We start from the raw sequence: 16,422 nt of genomic DNA, 5'->3' as shown, positions 1-16,422 counted from the left end.
TCAGTCTCCCAGCGGCAAGTGATCGTCGCCACCGCGGTATTCGTCCAGGGCGAGTTTGATCCGCCGCAGACGTTCTTGATTGTCTTCAGGATTGGCCAGGGCCAGCTCGGTGGCGAGCACATCGATGGCCAGCAGCATGCCGTAGCGCGCTGCCGTGGGTTTGTAGATGAACGAGGTTTCGGCACTTTGCAGGGGCAGGACGATGTCGGCCAGTTGCGCCAGCGGTGAACCCGCGAGCGTAATGGCCAGAATGCGGGCGCCATAGTTGCGCGCCAGCTCCACCGTTTCAATCAGCTCCGGGGTGATCCCGGTCAGCGAGCAGACAATCACCACGTGTTCAGCGCTGAGGCTGGCGGCGGTGACGCGCATCATCACCGCATCGTGGCACGCCGTAATCGGATAGCCGAGGCGCACCAGGCGCACTTGCAGTTCGTCGCTGCACAGGGTCGAGCAACCGCCCATGCCGAAAGCGTGAATCATCCGCGCCTTACCCAGCAGTTTCACCGCATCTGCGAAACGCGACTCATCGAACGCCGCCAGATGTTGGCGCAAGGTCGATTCGATGTCACTCACGATCTGCCCGTAGAACGCCGACTGCTCGGGTGTGCCCGCCGGGTCGAGAAACCGGCTGCCAACGCCGCTGGCCTGGGCCAATTGCAAACGCAAGTCGCGCAAATCCCGGCAGCCGACCGTGCGGGCGAAACGCGACAGCGTGGCGGTGCTGACCTCTGCCCGCTGCGCCAGTTCATCGAGGCTGGCGGAAGCGGAAAATCCTACGTCGTCGAGCATCAGGCGGGCGATGCGTCCTTCACCGGCGCTGAAGGAGTCCTGACGGGCACGGATCTGGTAGAGGATGTCCATACGTGTGGCTCCGGCTAAATCAGATAAGAAAGGCCAACGGTCAGTCCGAAGGCAACGACCGAGATCAACGTCTCGAGCACGGTCCAGGTCTTGAAGGTTTGGGCAACGGTCATGTTGAAGTATTCCTTGATCAACCAGAAACCGCCGTCGTTAACGTGGGAAAAGATAACCGACCCGGCGCCGGTCGCCAGCACCAGCAGCTCCGGATGGGGATAACCCAGACCAATGGCCACGGGTGCGACCACACCTGAAGCGGTTGTCATGGCCACAGTGGCAGAACCGGTGGCGATGCGCATCAGCGCGGCAAACAGCCAGCCCATCAACAGTGGCGACAGATGAAATTCGTGGGCCAGGCCAACGATCTGGTCGGTGACGCCGGCGTCCACCAGAATCCGGTTCAAGCCACCACCGGCGCCTACCAACAGCGTAATGCTCGCGGTCGGCGCCAGGCATTCGTTGGTGAACCTGAGGATCGATTCGCGGTTGAAGCCCTGGGCCAGGCCGAGGGTCCAGAAGCTCAGCAATGTCGCCAGCAACAGCGCGATCACCGAGTTACCGATGAACAACAGGAACTGGTTGAAGCCACTGCCCGGCGTGGAAATCAGATTGGCCCAGCCGCCGATCAGCATCAGCACCACTGGCAACAGGATGGTCGCCATGGTGGTGCCGAAACCCGGCAGGCTGTCGCGGGGTTCACGCTCCAGGAACTGTCGCTCCAGCGGGTTTTCCGCCGGCAATTGAATACGCGGCACGATGAATTTGGCGTACAGGGGACCGGCAATGATCGCCGTCGGAATGCCGATCAGGATCGCGTACAGCAACGTCTGCCCCACCGATGCCTGATACACCTGTACCGCCAGCATCGCCGCCGGGTGCGGCGGCACCAGCGCATGCACCACCGAGAGCCCGGCGACCATCGGCAAGCCGACCATCAGGATCGATACGCCCACGCGCCGCGCCACGGTAAAGGCAATTGGCACCAGCAAGACGAAACCGACTTCGAAGAACAGTGGCAGCCCGACCAGAAACGCGATGCACACCATCGCCCAATGCGCGTTCTTCTCGCCAAAACGGTCGATCAGCGTGCGCGCCATCTGCTCGGCGCCACCGGACTCGGCCATCATCTTGCCGAGCATGGTCCCCAGCGCCACCACCAGCGCGATGTGCCCCAGGGTTTTGCCGACACCGGCCTCGTACGCCCCCACCACACCGGACGGTGGCATCCCGGCGACCAGCGCCAGGCCAAGGGAAATCAGGGTGATGACAATGAACGGATTAAGCCGGTAACGGGCGATCAGAACGATCAGCGCGATGATGGCAACGGCGGCATACACCAGCAGCCAATAGCCGAAGGACGGGGTCATGCGGTACTCCTCGAGAGGGTCACGTCGAAATATTTGTGAAACTCTTAAAACATTTCGACAGGTGATTTTCAAACGAGGTGAAAGTAATTTTCGTTCACGGGTAAGAGGTGTCGTACAGAGACATGGTGTGTCGCGAATTATGAAAGTCGGCCGTACGAACTTTCATCGCCGAAAGGCAGATCTTTCCCACGCTCAGTGTGGGAAAGATCGAATGATCTGAGGTCAGTCGTGCTGCATCCGGGCGCGCTTGAGCAGTTTCTTGCAGCGTTCGGACAAATGCAGCACCCGCAGGTGCTTGCCGGCCTTGGTGTAGCGCTCGCGCAAGGTGCCCAGCGCGGCGATGGCCGAGTAGTCGACAAAACTCAAGTGCTGGCAATCAAGTGTCACTTGCGCCGGGTCATTGGCCGGATCGAACTGATTGAGAAAGGGTGTGGTCGAGGCGAAGAACAGCGTGCCATGCAGCCGATACAGCTTGCTGCCATCGTTCTCCAGATGACTGTCGGCATACAGCTGGCGGGCCTGCTGCCAGGCAAAATTCAGCGCCGCAATGATGATGCCGCAGAGCACCGCGATGGCCAGATCGGTGAAAACGGTAATCACCGTCACCGCGATGATCACCAGCACGTCATTCAGCGGCACTTTGTTCAGCACCCGCAACGAGGCCCAGGCGAAGGTCTGTTGCGACACCACGAACATCACCCCGACCAGCGCGGCCAATGGAATGCGCTCGATCAGCGGCGACAGAAACAGGATGAACAGCAGGATCGACACTCCGGCCACCGCCCCGGACACGCGCCCGCGACCACCGGAACTGAGGTTGATCATGGTCTGGCCGATCATGGCGCAACCGCCCATGCCACCGAACGCACCGGACACCACATTCGCCACCCCCAGCGCCACGCACTCGCGATCCGGGTAACCACGGCTCTCGGTGATTTCGTCGGTGAGGTTCAGGGTCAACAGGGTTTCCAGCAACCCGACCAGCGCCATCAGGATCGCGTAGGGCGCGATGATCCGCAGGGTGTCCGGATTCCACGCGATGTCCGGCAGCGCCAGCGTCGGCAAGCCACCGGCAATGTGCGCCATGTCGCCGAGGGTGCGGGTCGGCAGGCCAAGCAGATACACCGCCAGGCCCACACCGAGAATCGCCACCAGCGCCGGCGGCACCGTACGGGTCAGGCGCGGCAGCACATAGACAACGGCCATGGTCACCGCGACCAGCCCGAGCATCATGTACAGCGGCGTACCGCTCAACCAGGTCCCACCGTTCTTGAAGTGCTCCAGTTGCGCCAGGGCAATGACGATCGCCAGGCCGTTGACGAAACCGAGCATCACCGGGTACGGCACCATGCGCACCAGCTTGCCGAGCTTGAGCAGCCCGAACGCGATCATTATCAGTCCGCCCAGCAACACCGTGGCCAGCAAATACTGCACGCCGTGTTGCACCACCAGCGCGACGATCACCACGGCCATCGAGCCCGCCGCGCCGGACACCATGCCTGGTCGCCCGCCAAATAGCGCAGTCAGGGTGCAGATGATGAATGCGCCATAGAGCCCCATCAGTGGATTGAGATGCGCCACCAGCGCGAAAGCGATGCACTCGGGCAACAGGGCAAAGGAGGTGGTAAGTCCGGCCAGGACATCGGCGCGTAGACGTTTTGCTTTCATGGGGGGACCGCACACAGGGAGAGACGAGAGAAGAGTGTGCGGATGTTACGGAATCGAGGGCAGCCCGGCCATCATCTGTGTCATCGAAAATGTCTTCGCGAGCAAGCCCGCTCCCACACTCGGCCGCATTCCTTCTGACGGAACGCGATCAATTGTGGGAGCGGGCTTGCTCGCGAAGAACGATGACGCGGTCTACAGCGAACTCACACCATCTCGCCACGAATCCACTCAACCACCGACGTGCGTTTCGGCCCCCAGCCTTGCGCAGCAATCAAGAATCAACCCTTGAAGTCTGCACTCGCATAATCCGCCAACTTGCCCTGGATAAAGTCCAGGAAGCATTGAATCCGCAGGGCCAGTTGCGAGTTGCGGTAGTACACCGCATTGATCGGCTGGCGATAGCCGCTGTTGAACTCGGCCAACAACACTTTCAAGCGTCCGGCACGAATGTCTTCGATGGTCATGAAATGCGACAGGCTGGCGATGCCCTGGCCGTCCAGTGCCAGATGTCGGATGGTTTCGCCGCTGGAGGCGCTGATCGACGCCTGGATCGGCCAGCGATCGCCATGCACGTAACGCAACGGCCATTGGTTGAGGCCTTCGTTCTGGGTGAACCCCAGCAGCGTATGGTTGGCCAGGTCCGCCACGGCTGTCGGTGTGCCGTGCTTTTTCAGGTAGGCGGGGCTGGCGACGATGTGCAGCGGGCTGCAACCCAGGGAGCGGGCATGCAATGTCGAGTCGGTCAGGGTGCCGATGCGGATGGCGATGTCGGTGCTCTGCTCCAGCAGGTCGATGATCAGATCATTGCTGTTGAGTTCGAGTTGGATGTCGGGGTAGAGCCGGCGGAATTCATCGATGTAGGGCACGATGGCGTGCAGCATGAACGGTGATGCCGCGTTGATACGCAAACGCCCGGACGGCGTTTGCTGGCGTGAGGACAGGCGCTCTTCGAGTTCGTCCATCTGATCGAGAATCCGCTTGGCGTGCTCGAAGAAGTACTTGCCCTCTTCGGTCAGGTCCATGCGCCGCGTGGTGCGGTTGATCAGCGTGGTGTCGAGCTTGGCCTCCAGCCGCGACAGCGTACGACTGACCGCCGAAGGCGTTTGCCCGACCTGCTCGGCCGCCGCAGAAATCGACCCGCATTCAATCACGCAGACGAATATCTGCAATTCATCGGATCTGGCTTTCACGTATGTCCCTTTATCGAATGCATGCTTATTGTGGCGAGGGAGCTTGCTCCCGCTGGACCGCAAAGCGGTCCCAATATCAGCCAACCTGGTACATCAGGCAAACCGCATGCTCAGGTTTCACGGCTGCTGCGCAGCCGAGCGGGAGCGAGCTCCCTCGCCACAGTACGGTGCCATGCCCAGATGATCGATAGTAGCCGAGCGTTACGCCTTGAGGCCAAACACCTCAGTCAAATGCTGCGCATAGCGTGCCACGTCGCCTTCAATGTTCGGGCGTTTCATCACGTCCACGCACAGGAAGGTCGGCAATCCGGTCATGCCAAGGAACTCGTTGGCTTTGTGGAACGGGAAGTACACCGCGTCCACACCTTTGGCTTCGAAGAAATCGGTCGGGTCGTCGAAGGCTTGCTGCGGGGCGTTCCAGGTCAACGACAACATGTACTGCTTGCCGTGAATCAGGCCGCCGCTGCCGTACTTCTGCGACGCATCCGAACGGGTGCGACCGTCGCTGGCATAGAGGCTGCCATGGCCTTCGGTGAAGACTTCGTCGATGTACTTCTTCACGGTCCACGGCGCGCCCATCCACCAGCCGGGCATCTGGTAAATGATCACGTCGGCCCAGAGAAACTTGGCCACTTCTTCGGCGACGTCGTAGCCCTCGTCGATGAAGGTGGTTTTGACATCCACGCCACCGCGATCCAGCACGCTCAACGCGGCTTCATGCAGGGTGGTGTTGTAGCGACCATCGGAGTGCGCAAATTTTTTGCCGCCATTGAGCAACAGGACTTTTTTCATGGGAGTTCTCGGGAAGGGTCGGAATTCGATGGCGGCAGAGTACCGACCGGCTTCGCGCGGAATAAGCATCGATTTGGCAAAATTCATTTGAGCTACAAGCACGAATCAACAGGAGATTGTTGCCTTAGACTGGCGCCAGTTCTGACTTGAGGAGAGATGTACATGAGTGAAATCCAGGGCTTCATCCTGCACGCCAAGACCCGCCCGGAAAAATCCGACGCCTTCGAAGCGTTCTTCAGCAGCTACGTGGAAGCGAGCCGAGCCGAACCCGGTTGCATCGAATACCACATGCTGCGCGACAAACAGGACCCGACCCTGTTCATCTTCTACGAGATCTGGCAATCCCGGGCCCACCTGGATGTGCACTCGAACCTGCCGCACATGAAGCAGTTCCTCGACCAGCGCGAAGAATACCTGGAACGGGACTTCGAGATCCGCGCCATCGAGATGATCAGCCCGTCGTCCGCTAGCCGCTGATCAGCAAATGGCCGCCGAGCACACCAAGGCCAATGAAGAACACCCGCTTGAACCACAGGGCGCTGATCCGCTGGCGCAGCGATTGCCCCAGCCACATGCCAAGCATTGCCGGGATCAGCGCCAGCAGCGACGCGCTCAACTCGCCCCCGCCGAGAGCGCCGCGCCATAGCAATCCACCGGCCAGGGCCAGGGTCGAGACGGTGAACGACAGGCCCAGCGCCTGCACCAGCTCGTCCTTGCCCAAACCCAGCGCCTGCAGATAAGGCACCGCCGGAATCACGAACACGCCGGTGGCCGAAGTGATGACACCGGTCAGCACGCCACACAATGGCCCGAGCCAGCGTTCGCTGCGCCGCCCCACGTGCAAAGTCGGCAGGAACAAACCGCTCAGCGCATACAGCAACAATGCCGCCCCCAGCCCCCGCACCACCCAATGGCCACCGCTCATGCCGATCCACAGCGAGCCCGCTCCGGTGCCGAGAAAAATCGCCAGCAGCATTGGCCACAGCCGTTTGACCAGCCCCGACAGGTGACCGCCGAATGCCAGTTGCCAGACATTGGTGAGGGTCGCCGGAATGATCAACAGCGCCGCTGCCTGCGTCGGCGCCATAGCCAGACCGAGCAGGCCCATGGCAACGGTCGGCAGGCCGAGGCCGATCACGCCCTTGATCATGCCGGCCAGCACAAAGGTACCGATAACCAACAGCGAAAGGGCCGATCCGAGATTCTGATAAAACGCCGAGAGTGTATTCATGGGGGCTATGGTGAGCCCGCGAGGGTTGATTGAAAATCTGCCATATACTGAGGTTGCCTCTTGCCTTGACAGAGGCTGAATATTTCGCTGCAGCGACTGGCCTCTTCGCGGGCAAGCCCGCTCCCACAGTGGATCGCATTTCTTCCATGAGAACTCGGTCACCTGTGGGAGCGGGCTTGCCCGCGAAGGCGTCCGCCCAGACAACATCAAATTCAAGGTTGTACCGATGCACTTCGACCTCACCGACCTGCGCCTGTACCTGAACATCCTCGACACTGGCAACATCACCGCCGGCGCCGCACGCAGTCATTTGTCCCTCGCCGCGGCCAGCGCGCGAATTCGCGCCATGGAGGCATCGCTGGGCGTCGAGTTTCTTCAGCGTAATCGCCGTGGGGTCAGCCCGACACCGGCCGGCAATGCCCTGGCGCGGCACGCCCGGGTTCTGCTGCAACAGGCCGAACGCCTGCAACAGGAACTGGCCGAGTACGCCAAGGGCGTCAAAGGTCAGGTGCGACTGCTGTGCAACACCACGGCGATCACCGAATACCTGCCAGAGTTGCTCGCGGACTTCCTGCGCAGCCACCCCAACCTCGACATCGACCTGCAGGAACTGCCCAGTGCCCGCATCACCCATGCCTTGCGCCAGGGGGCGGCGGACCTGGGCATCGTTTCCGACGCGGTGGACACCGATGACCTGCAAACCCACCCATTCTGTGATGATCCGCTGGTGTTGATCATGCCCCGCGAACATCCCTTGGCACAGGCGGCCTCAGTGAGTTTCACCGACACATTGCGTCACGATTACGTCGGCCTGAACGCCAACAGCGCCCTCGCCGTGTACCTGGAGGAACAGGCGCTGCACACCGGCCTACGGATGCAGATCCGCATCCGCGCCGACGGCTTCGACGGGGTGATGCGCATGGTCGCTCACGGAGCCGGATTGGCGATTGTGCCGTTGGCGGCGATCCAGCGCGGGTCGCTCGATGAGCCGTTGAAAAGTTTCGCGCTGGAGGAAGACTGGGCGCAGCGCAAACTGCTGCTCTGTGCCCGCTCATTCGACAACCTGCCCGGTTATGCCAGAGCCTTGTTCGAGGCATTGCAGGGCGACTTCCTTTGAAGACTGTCGCCCCGCCGAGTTGCTTCCAGACTAGACCTTGGGCAACGGACGCAAGGCTTCGGCTGTCTTGGGTTTTCTGAAAAAGATGCCGTAGATCACTGTGAGTACCAGCAGGAAAGGCACACCGAACACCAGGGTCATCTTGAAGGCGTCGGTGAAGTAGGTGGTGATCATCACCGCGCCCATCAGCACCAGCCCCAACAGGGTCGAATAAGGGAACAGTCGCATGCGGAACGACAGTTTGCGTTCGCCGTTGCGTTGGTGATAACGACGGAAGCAGTAGTGCGTCAGGAAAATCATGAACCAGGTGAAAATGGCGCCGAACATGGAGATTGCCATCATCAAGGTGAACGAGCTTTCCGGATACAGGATGTTGAGCAAGGTCGCCAGGGCGATGCCGGAGCTCGACAGCAACAGTGCGTTCAGCGGAATCCCGCTCTTGCTCAACACGCCCATGGACTTCGGCGCATAACCACCACGGGACAGGCTGAACATCATGCGCGTGGTGATGTACAACTGACTGTTCATCGCCGACAACGCCGCAATCAGAATCACGAAATTCATCACGCCGGTCGCGCCGGGAATACCGATCGACTGCATGACCGTGACGAACGGGCTCTGGGCTTGACCGGCCTGGACCCACGGTACAATTGCCAGCATCAGCGCGAGTGTCAGCAGGTAGAACACCACCAGGCGCACGATGGTCGCGCGAAAGGCCTTCTTCACCGCTTGCTCCGGATCCTTCGCCTCTCCGGCGGCCACCGCGATCATCTCCACGCTCAGGTAGCTGAAGATCGACACGATCACCGCGACCCACATCCCTTGCAAGCCATTGGGAAAAAAGCCGCCGTGGGAGGTGTAGTTATGCACGCCGTACTCCGGGTTACCGGAGCCGAATACCACATACACCGCAAGAATGATGAAGCCGACAATCGCGCCGATCTTGATGGTCGAGAACCAGTACTCGAAGGTGCCGAAGGTCTTCACGCTGATGGCGTTGAGCACGATCAGCACACTGGAGAACGAGACGATCCAGATCCATTCCGGCACGTTGGCGAACCAGTACTTCATGTACATCGCCACCGCCGTCACTTCCGTACCGACCGCCAGCACGATCGCCGCCCAGTAGGCATAGCGCACCAGGAACCCGGCCAGCGGGCTGACATAGAATTCGGCATAGGCACCGAACGAACCTGAGGTCGAGTGGGCCACGGTCATTTCCGCCAGGCAGCCCATCAACAGCAGGGTGATTATCGCGCCGATGGCGTAGCTGAGCAGCACGCTCGGCCCGGCATAGCCGATGGCGTAGGCGCTGCCCATGAACAGCCCGGTGCCAATCGCACCGCCAATGGCGATCATGCTCATCTGCCCCGACGTCAGTTGACGCCGCAAGCCGTGTTCACGGTTGGATATCGTTTCAAAACCGGAGTTATCGGTCATTTGCCTGTCCTCTGAATATTGTCTTTCTTGAAGTGAGCACGTGGTTGGATAGTCTCGTGGGGATCAGCCACGCACAGCAGGACACGGATCAGAAAATACTCAGTGGATACTCGATGATGACGCGGACTTCGTTGTTGTCCGTGGTGTCGGCGCGCGCCACTTGAGCGGTCGAACGCACACTGGCCTGACGCACCCGCACCGACAGATCCCTGGCCTTGCCCGACTGCACGACGTAGCGCGCTTCGAGGTCGCGCTCCCAACGCTTGCCATCATCGCCGTAACGCCCGTAAGCGCCGTTGGGGCCGCCGTCGTAGTGGCTGTCGTCGATATGGTCACCGCTGACATAACGGGACATGAAGCTCAGGCCCGGTACGCCGAATGGCGCCATGTCCAGGTCGTAGCGCAGTTGCCAGGAACGTTCGTTGGGGGCGTTGAAATCGAGGACCTGGATCGAGTTGGCGAGAAAAATCGAAGTCCCCGGTTGTTGATCGAACCCCAGGTAGTCGAACGGCTCGTCGCCATCGACGCGCTGGTAAGCCAGGGTTACCCGATGGGCACCGACCTTGTAGGCAGCAGACATCGACCAGGTGGTGTTGTCGATCTTGCCGGCCAGGCTCTGGCCATCGTCGTTGGTGCGGTAAATATTGAAATCAAGGTTCAGCGACTGATCGGGCGTCAACGGGTAGGTGTAGTTGGCATTGGCGTAGTACTGCCGCCAAATGTCGATGAACTGCGAACCGTACAGGCTGACGCTCAGTTGATCGCTCACCGCATAGCTGCCGCCCAGATAATCGACGCTGCGGGTTTCCACCCCGGCATACAGCGCTTTCAGGGCGCCATCGGAGTTGGTGGAATTACTGTCGTTGCCGGATGTGAAGTGGCCGATGTCCACTTGCAGCGCCTTGAGTTCATTACTGGTCAGCTGAAAGCCAGTGGCCACGCTGGTAAACAGCCGCGCATTGCCCGTGCCGAACACCGGATTGAGCGGGGTCAGGTTGCCGTACTTGAGTTCGGTGTTGGAGATCCGCGCCTTGAGCGCACCACCCGCTTCGGAATACTGATCCTCGGGACGACCGTCGGAATCGACCGGCAGCAAACCGGTGCCGGTTCGTCCCTTGCCGCTGTCGAGTTTGAAGCCCAACTGCGCATAGGCATCGACGCCGAAACCCACCGTGCCCCGGGTATACCCGGAACGGTAATCGAGCATGATCCCGTGGGCCCATTCGTCCCGATAGTTCTGACCACCCGGGTTATTGAGGTTGTTGCGGTAGAAATAGAAGTTACGGTTGGTCAGGACCAGGCTGCTGTCTTCGACGAATCCATTGTCGGCTGCGGCATAAGCTATTTGACCGAGGCAACTGGTAATGGCGAGCGGCAAGGCGGGCCAAAGGGACAATTTCATTCTGCGTGCTCCTTATTATTGTGTTTGCACAGAACTCTTGATTGACGGCACCCGAAGCCCTGCTACCAGGAAAACCCGGTAGCAAGACGCGGACATCGGTTAACTCAGGTGACGCTGTGGCGGACCTGGAATTGCGCCTGCGCCCAGGTTTTCTGGTCGAGGATTTCGCCGAGGATCTGCACTGCATCCCAGACCTCAGTGAACGTCGTGTACAGCGGGGTAAAGCCGAAGCGCATGATCCGCGGCTCGCGGTAGTCACCGATCACACCGCGGTCAATCAGGGCCTGGATCACGGCATAACCCTGGGGATGCTCGAAGCTGACATGGCTGCCACGCCTGGCGTGTTCGCGTGGCGTGACCAGGGTCAGCTCATGTGCGGCGCAGCGCTGCTCGACGAGGTCGATGAACAGGTCGGTCAGGGCCAGGGATTTGCGGCGCAGGCTGGCCATATCGGTCTGGGCGAAAACATCCAGCCCACACTCGACCATCGCCAATGAAGTGATTGGCTGGGTGCCGCACAGGTAGCGGGCGATGCCGCTGCTCGGCTCGTAGCGAGGCTCCATGGCGAACTGCCGCGAATGGCCGAACCAGCCCGACAAGGGCTGCGGCACCAGATCGCACAGCTGCGGCGAGACCCAGACAAACGCCTGCGAACCCGGACCGCCATTGAGGTACTTGTAAGTGCAACCGATGGCGTAGTCGGCGCCTGCCTGATGCAAATCAACCGGCACCGCCCCGGCGGAATGCGCCAGATCCCAGATAGCCAGTGCGCCACACTCGTGGCTCAGCGCGGTCAGGGCCTGCATGTCGTGCATGTAGCCGGTCTTGTAATTGACGTGGGTGAGCATCACCACGGCCGTGTCCTGGTCAATCGCTTGCGGCAACTCTTCCGGGCTGTCGACCAGACGCAAGGTGTACCCCTGCTGCAGCATGTCGGCCAGGCCTTCAGCGATGTACAGGTCGGTCGGGAAATTGCTGGTTTCGGTGACGATCACCCGGCGCTCTGGCGACCGGGTGGCCTGCACACGCAACGCGGCGCTGAGCACCTTGAACAGGTTGATCGAGGTGGTGTCGGTCACCACCACTTCGCCGTCGCGGGCACCAATCAGTGTGGCCAATCGGTTACCCAGACGCTCGGACAGATCGCGCCAGCCCGCGCTGTTCCAACTGCGGATCAGGCCATTGCCCCACTCCTCGGCGATCACCGCCTGAGCGCGAGCCAATGCCGCGACAGGGCGTGCGCCCAAGGAGTTGCCATCGAGATAAATCACACCTTCAGGAAGCGCAAACTGCTGACGCAGAGGTGCCAAACTGTCCTGTGCATCAAGCGCCAGGCAATCGTTTCTTGTAGTCATTGGATGTCCTGTTTTTTTGAATGACATGCCGTCCGGGCACATCGTGAAAGTCAAGGCGAGCAGAGCGCCCAGCGCCCTGTTTCAGGCGTTATTCGCGCCTTTTTGGTGGAGAGATAATGAACTAAGCCTTGGAGAATTTTCGTGCAAAGTGAGCGGCGCTATAGTACTTATCCCGCAGAAAATTCGATTCCAATGCCAATAAACACGGATTTATTTCAACCATGAATCTCGACTCGACAGACCTGCGAATCCTCCATCAACTGCAACAGGATGGTCGTATCAGCAACCAGGAATTGGCAGAGAAAGTCGCGCTGTCGCCGTCAGCTTGCCTGCGTCGATTACGCCTGTTGGAAAGCGAGGGAATCATCACCGGCTATCGCGCGGTGCTGAATGCCGAACGGCTGGGAATCGAACTGGAAGCCATCGTTCACGTATCGTTGCGACAGGACGTCGCGGACTGGCACGAGACCTTCATCAAGAAGGTACAGTCGTGGCCGGAAGTGGTCACCGCGTATGTGATTACCGGGGCGAGCAACTATGTGTTGCGAGTACAGGCGCGCAACCTGAAACACTTCTCGGATTTCATCGTGAATCACCTGAACCGCACGGCGGGTGTCACCGATATCCGCTCGGAAATCGTCCTGCAGAAAATCAAGGAGCGCGACGAATTGCTGGATCTGGTGGTGCGCAAGTAAGGGCGCCCTGCCCCTCAGAAGCCACGCATGCGGCGGGCTTCGTTGCGCTGCAAAGTCATGGTCGGGGTTTCGTCGAACAACTTGCGGTACTCGGCGGAAAAACGCCCGAGATGGGTGAAGCCCCAGCCCATGGCGATCGCGGAAATATTGCGCGCAGAACCGTGCTCAAGAATCTCCTGACGCACGGCGTTCAAGCGGTATTTTTTCAGGTAGACCATCGGCGACAAGGCGAAGTACTTCTTGAACGCCTCGAACAGCTTGAAGCGCGAGACGCCGGCGGCGGCTTCGATGTCCTCCAGGTGCAGGGCTTCGCGGGCGTTTGCATGGATGTACTGCCGGGCCCTGATCAGGTAGTGCGGCAACTTCACGCCCATCACGCTTCGCAGTTCTTCTGAATAGTTGTTCGGCTGAGCGAGGATCAAGCCTTTGATCAGCGAACTTTCAATGTCCCGAGTGAAGGCCACCTGTTCATAGAGTTCGCTGCTGCGCTCCAGCTCGGCGATGAAATAGCGCGCCATGCGCCACCATGAGGCCGACGCTCCGTCGACCGCGTCCATCACCGGCTCGAACCGCAGCGGTGTATCCAGAGGCCGCTGTAGAAGCCCCTCCAGAGACTCGCTCATGGCGACTCGGGTAATCACCACCTGGACCTTTCGGCAATCGCCGGAGATCGCCAACAGCTGGTTTTCATTCGGGGAAATGATCACCCCTTGATCGCGGTCGGACTTCACCACGCTGCCGTTCTTGCTCAACTCCTGCTCGCCCACCAGCGGCAGACTCAGGCTGTAACTGCTGAAGTGCTCGGCGTCTTCGATATCGATGGTGACATCGGTGCCGTACTCGATGGTGCCAAGGGTCGTGGCCATCGACTTGAACATATTGGCGCTGTGATGAAAACGGATCCGTTCGGGCGTCGTGGTGACGAGTCGATGCGGCCCGCAGATACCGGACATCCAGCTCCTCGCGGCCTCAAGGTCATCGCTGTCGACACGAATGTCGCGACACTGCGGATCAGTTTTGCTGTTCATCACGGCGCACCCACGGGCTATTTTTTCGGCGCGCTCTGACGGCGCGTCTCCGGATTGGAAAGGCAAGTTCCAAGCCACAAAACACCAGCGCCAACTTAGCGGATAGCAATCCTCGACTAAGCGGATAACGCCGCCGACCAGAGGCAGGCAATCGCTATCAAACAGCATTCGACGCTGCACAAAACAGTACCTGATTGCTGCAAACAGGGGCAGCCGTTCATCGCATGGAGCGCCATTTGAGTCGTCGCTGCCCAGCTTGATACCGGGTGGGTGTTACCGCACCAATTTTATGGACTGCCTTCGCCAACTAACCGGATAGACCCCTACCCGCCCTGCTCCTTCTAATGAGCCCACGATTAGCCCCAATAAAAACAGGTACACACCCATGAGTGGCGAAAAAAACGTCGAGCAGTGGAAAGCGTTTATCGAAGGCTGCCTGGATTTCCGTCCGGTAGAGGGCGTGTTCCGCATCGCCCGGGACATTTTCACCGAGCCGCAGTTGTTCGATCTGGAGATGGAACTGATCTTCGAGAAGAACTGGATCTACGCCTGTCACGAAAGCGAGCTGGCCAACAATCACGACTTCGTCACCCTGCGCGCCGGCCGTCAGCCGATGATCATCACCCGCGACGGTGAAGGAAAACTCAACGCCCTGATCAACGCCTGCCAGCATCGCGGCACAACCCTGACCCGCGTCGGCAAGGGCAACCAGTCGACCTTCACTTGCCCGTTCCACGCCTGGTGCTACAAAAGCGACGGCCGCCTGGTGAAGGTAAAGGCGCCCGGCGAATACCCGGAAGGTTTCGACAAGGCCACCCGGGGCCTGAAAAAGGCCCGTATCGAGAGCTACAAGGGCTTCGTGTTCATCAGCCTCGACGTACACGCCGACAACAGCCTCGAAGACTTCCTCGGCGACGCCAAGGTGTTCTTCGACATGATGGTTGCCCAGTCACCAACCGGTGAGTTGGAAGTGCTGCCCGGCAAGTCGGCCTACACCTACGACGGCAACTGGAAACTGCAGAACGAAAACGGCCTCGACGGCTATCACGTCAGCACCGTTCACTATAACTACGTGGCCACGGTGCAACACCGCCAGCAGGTCAACAGCGAGAACGGCACCAGCAGCGGCAGCACCCTGGACTACAGCAAACTCGGTGCCGGCGACGCCAATACCGATGACGGCTGGTTCGCCTTCAACAATGGCCATAGCGTATTGTTCAGCGACATGCCGAACCCGACGGTGCGCTCCGGCTACGCGACGATCATGCCGCGCCTGGTCGAAGAACACGGCCAGCAAAAAGCCGAATGGATGATGCATCGCCTGCGCAACCTGAACATCTATCCAAGCCTGTTTTTCCTCGATCAGATCAGCTCGCAACTGCGCATCATCCGCCCGGTGGCCTGGAACAAGACCGAGATCATCAGCCAGTGCCTGGGGGTGAAAAACGAGTCCGACGCCGACCGCGAAAACCGCATTCGCCAGTTCGAGGATTTCTTCAACGTCTCGGGCCTGGGTACACCGGATGACCTGGTGGAATTCCGTGAAGCCCAGCGCGGTTTCCAGGCGCGCATGGAGCGCTGGAGCGACATTTCCCGAGGCAGTCACCAATGGGCCACCGGCGCCACGCCCAACAGCGAAGCGATCGGCATTGCCCCGGTCATGACCGGCACTGAATTCACCCACGAAGGGCTGTACGTCAACCAGCACAGCAACTGGCAGAAATTCCTGCTCGATGGCCTGGACGCGAAATCCCTGAAACTCCGTGAGGTGCAATGATGAATGCGCAATTGCAGTACCAGATCGAACAGTTTTTCTATCGCAAATCCGAGCTGTGCGACGCCCAGGAATGGGATGCTTATATCAAGCTGTTCGACGAGCAGAGTGAGTTCCACCTGCCGCAATGGGACTCGGAACACGTCTACACCCGCGACCCAAAACGCGAAATGTCGCTGATCTACTACCCCAACCGGTCCGGCCTGGAAGACCGCGTGTTCCGCCTGCGCACGGGCAAGTCCGCGTCTTCGACACCGATGCCGCGCACCTTGCATTTGATCAACAACGTGCGGATCGACGAACTGGAGAACGGTGAGCTGGAGGTGCGCCTGAACTGGAACACCTTGTTCTATCGACTGGCCACGGCCGAGCAGTTCTTTGGCCGCGCGACCTATCATCTCAAGCCTCATGCGGACAGCTGGCTGATCAGCCGCAAGCATGTGCTGCTGCTCAACGACACCATCAACTCGGTACTCGACTTTTACCACCTCTGAATCCATGGAGA

At 59.9% G+C, this 16,422-nt stretch carries 15 protein-coding genes; 5 read left to right on the top strand and 10 right to left on the bottom strand.

Annotated features, from left to right (window positions below; genetic code table 11):
* The 5 genes from RS887_RS13260 to RS887_RS13240 all read right to left on the bottom strand — a co-directional run bounded on the left by RS887_RS13260 (position 1) and on the right by RS887_RS13240 (position 5,875).
* Positions 1–861, bottom strand: coding sequence for a MurR/RpiR family transcriptional regulator (locus RS887_RS13260; protein WP_322615729.1), 861 nt, complete (start codon positions 859–861; stop codon positions 1–3).
* Positions 862–875: 14 nt separating this feature from the next.
* On the bottom strand, positions 876–2,225 hold the full coding sequence (locus RS887_RS13255; protein WP_322615728.1) for a GntP family permease: 1,350 nt from the start codon (positions 2,223–2,225) through the stop codon (positions 876–878).
* A 222-nt stretch (positions 2,226–2,447) separates the two neighbouring features.
* Entirely contained in the window at positions 2,448–3,893 is a 1,446-nt protein-coding gene (locus tag RS887_RS13250; RefSeq protein WP_322615727.1) for a SulP family inorganic anion transporter, read from the bottom strand.
* Positions 3,894–4,171: 278 nt separating this feature from the next.
* Complete coding sequence (locus RS887_RS13245) at positions 4,172–5,083, bottom strand: LysR family transcriptional regulator (protein WP_322615726.1); 912 nt, start codon at positions 5,081–5,083, stop codon at positions 4,172–4,174.
* 201 nt (positions 5,084–5,284) lie between these two features.
* Positions 5,285–5,875, bottom strand: coding sequence for an NAD(P)H-dependent oxidoreductase (locus RS887_RS13240; RefSeq protein ID WP_322615725.1), 591 nt, complete (start codon positions 5,873–5,875; stop codon positions 5,285–5,287).
* 162 nt (positions 5,876–6,037) lie between these two features.
* On the opposite strand from RS887_RS13240, the gene RS887_RS13235 reads away from it, so the two are divergent.
* Positions 6,038–6,352, top strand: a complete 315-nt coding sequence (locus RS887_RS13235) for a putative quinol monooxygenase (RefSeq protein WP_322615724.1) — start codon at positions 6,038–6,040, stop codon at positions 6,350–6,352.
* On the opposite strand, the gene RS887_RS13230 is transcribed toward RS887_RS13235, so the two are convergent.
* Positions 6,342–7,106 (bottom strand): sulfite exporter TauE/SafE family protein, encoded by a 765-nt coding sequence (locus tag RS887_RS13230; RefSeq protein ID WP_322615723.1) that lies wholly within the window; start codon positions 7,104–7,106, stop codon positions 6,342–6,344. The two genes, RS887_RS13235 and RS887_RS13230, sit on opposite strands and share 11 nt — an antisense overlap.
* A gap of 226 nt (positions 7,107–7,332) precedes the next feature.
* On the opposite strand from RS887_RS13230, the gene RS887_RS13225 reads away from it, so the two are divergent.
* On the top strand, positions 7,333–8,223 hold the full coding sequence (locus tag RS887_RS13225; protein WP_322615722.1) for a LysR family transcriptional regulator: 891 nt from the start codon (positions 7,333–7,335) through the stop codon (positions 8,221–8,223).
* A 30-nt stretch (positions 8,224–8,253) separates the two neighbouring features.
* Here RS887_RS13225 and RS887_RS13220 read toward each other — a convergent pair whose 3' ends face one another.
* The 3 genes from RS887_RS13220 to kynU form a co-directional block, all read right to left on the bottom strand.
* Positions 8,254–9,663: an amino acid permease gene (locus RS887_RS13220; RefSeq protein WP_204929113.1), complete on the bottom strand. Its 1,410-nt coding sequence runs from the start codon at positions 9,661–9,663 to the stop codon at positions 8,254–8,256.
* A gap of 88 nt (positions 9,664–9,751) precedes the next feature.
* Entirely contained in the window at positions 9,752–11,065 is a 1,314-nt protein-coding gene (locus RS887_RS13215) for an OprD family porin (protein WP_322615721.1), read from the bottom strand.
* Between the two features lie 104 nt (positions 11,066–11,169).
* Positions 11,170–12,420, bottom strand: coding sequence for a kynureninase (gene kynU / locus RS887_RS13210; protein ID WP_322615720.1), 1,251 nt, complete (start codon positions 12,418–12,420; stop codon positions 11,170–11,172).
* Positions 12,421–12,641: 221 nt separating this feature from the next.
* Between kynU and RS887_RS13205 the strand changes: the two genes are divergently transcribed.
* Positions 12,642–13,115 (top strand): Lrp/AsnC family transcriptional regulator, encoded by a 474-nt coding sequence (locus tag RS887_RS13205; RefSeq protein ID WP_085719050.1) that lies wholly within the window; start codon positions 12,642–12,644, stop codon positions 13,113–13,115.
* Positions 13,116–13,129: 14 nt separating this feature from the next.
* Here RS887_RS13205 and RS887_RS13200 read toward each other — a convergent pair whose 3' ends face one another.
* Positions 13,130–14,143 carry an AraC family transcriptional regulator gene (locus RS887_RS13200; RefSeq protein WP_322615719.1) on the bottom strand — a complete coding sequence of 338 codons (1,014 nt, stop codon included), beginning with the start codon at positions 14,141–14,143 and terminating at the stop codon, positions 13,130–13,132.
* A 385-nt stretch (positions 14,144–14,528) separates the two neighbouring features.
* On the opposite strand from RS887_RS13200, the gene antA reads away from it, so the two are divergent.
* Positions 14,529–15,920, top strand: coding sequence for an anthranilate 1,2-dioxygenase large subunit (gene antA / locus RS887_RS13195; protein ID WP_322615718.1), 1,392 nt, complete (start codon positions 14,529–14,531; stop codon positions 15,918–15,920).
* A complete protein-coding gene (gene antB, locus RS887_RS13190) occupies positions 15,920–16,411 on the top strand; it encodes an anthranilate 1,2-dioxygenase small subunit (RefSeq protein WP_322615717.1) in 492 nt (163 codons plus the stop codon). Before antA ends, antB begins: the two co-directional genes overlap by 1 nt.
* The last annotated feature ends 11 nt before the right edge of the window (positions 16,412–16,422 follow it).

It is taken from the genome of Pseudomonas sp. BIC9C (assembly GCF_034541995.1).
Taxonomy (GTDB): Bacteria; Pseudomonadota; Gammaproteobacteria; order Pseudomonadales; family Pseudomonadaceae; genus Aquipseudomonas; species Aquipseudomonas fluorescens_CC.
Note: the sequence above shows the minus strand (reverse complement) of the source record. Positions and strands in the feature narration are given on the sequence as shown.

Excerpts from the sequence above, each read along its gene's own strand:
- RS887_RS13260 (WP_322615729.1), bottom strand. The coding sequence starts at position 861 with ATGGACATCCTCTACCAGATCCGTGCCCGTCAGGACTCCTTCAGCGCC.
- RS887_RS13255 (WP_322615728.1), bottom strand. The coding sequence starts at position 2,225 with ATGACCCCGTCCTTCGGCTATTGGCTGCTGGTGTATGCCGCCGTTGCC.
- RS887_RS13250 (WP_322615727.1), bottom strand. The coding sequence starts at position 3,893 with ATGAAAGCAAAACGTCTACGCGCCGATGTCCTGGCCGGACTTACCACC.
- RS887_RS13240 (WP_322615725.1), bottom strand. The coding sequence starts at position 5,875 with ATGAAAAAAGTCCTGTTGCTCAATGGCGGCAAAAAATTTGCGCACTCC.
- RS887_RS13235 (WP_322615724.1), top strand. The coding sequence starts at position 6,038 with ATGAGTGAAATCCAGGGCTTCATCCTGCACGCCAAGACCCGCCCGGAA.
- RS887_RS13230 (WP_322615723.1), bottom strand. The coding sequence starts at position 7,106 with ATGAATACACTCTCGGCGTTTTATCAGAATCTCGGATCGGCCCTTTCG.
- RS887_RS13225 (WP_322615722.1), top strand. The coding sequence starts at position 7,333 with ATGCACTTCGACCTCACCGACCTGCGCCTGTACCTGAACATCCTCGAC.
- RS887_RS13220 (WP_204929113.1), bottom strand. The coding sequence starts at position 9,663 with ATGACCGATAACTCCGGTTTTGAAACGATATCCAACCGTGAACACGGC.
- RS887_RS13215 (WP_322615721.1), bottom strand. The coding sequence starts at position 11,065 with ATGAAATTGTCCCTTTGGCCCGCCTTGCCGCTCGCCATTACCAGTTGC.
- kynU (WP_322615720.1), bottom strand. The coding sequence starts at position 12,420 with ATGACTACAAGAAACGATTGCCTGGCGCTTGATGCACAGGACAGTTTG.
- RS887_RS13205 (WP_085719050.1), top strand. The coding sequence starts at position 12,642 with ATGAATCTCGACTCGACAGACCTGCGAATCCTCCATCAACTGCAACAG.
- RS887_RS13200 (WP_322615719.1), bottom strand. The coding sequence starts at position 14,143 with ATGAACAGCAAAACTGATCCGCAGTGTCGCGACATTCGTGTCGACAGC.
- antA (WP_322615718.1), top strand. The coding sequence starts at position 14,529 with ATGAGTGGCGAAAAAAACGTCGAGCAGTGGAAAGCGTTTATCGAAGGC.
- antB (WP_322615717.1), top strand. The coding sequence starts at position 15,920 with ATGAATGCGCAATTGCAGTACCAGATCGAACAGTTTTTCTATCGCAAA.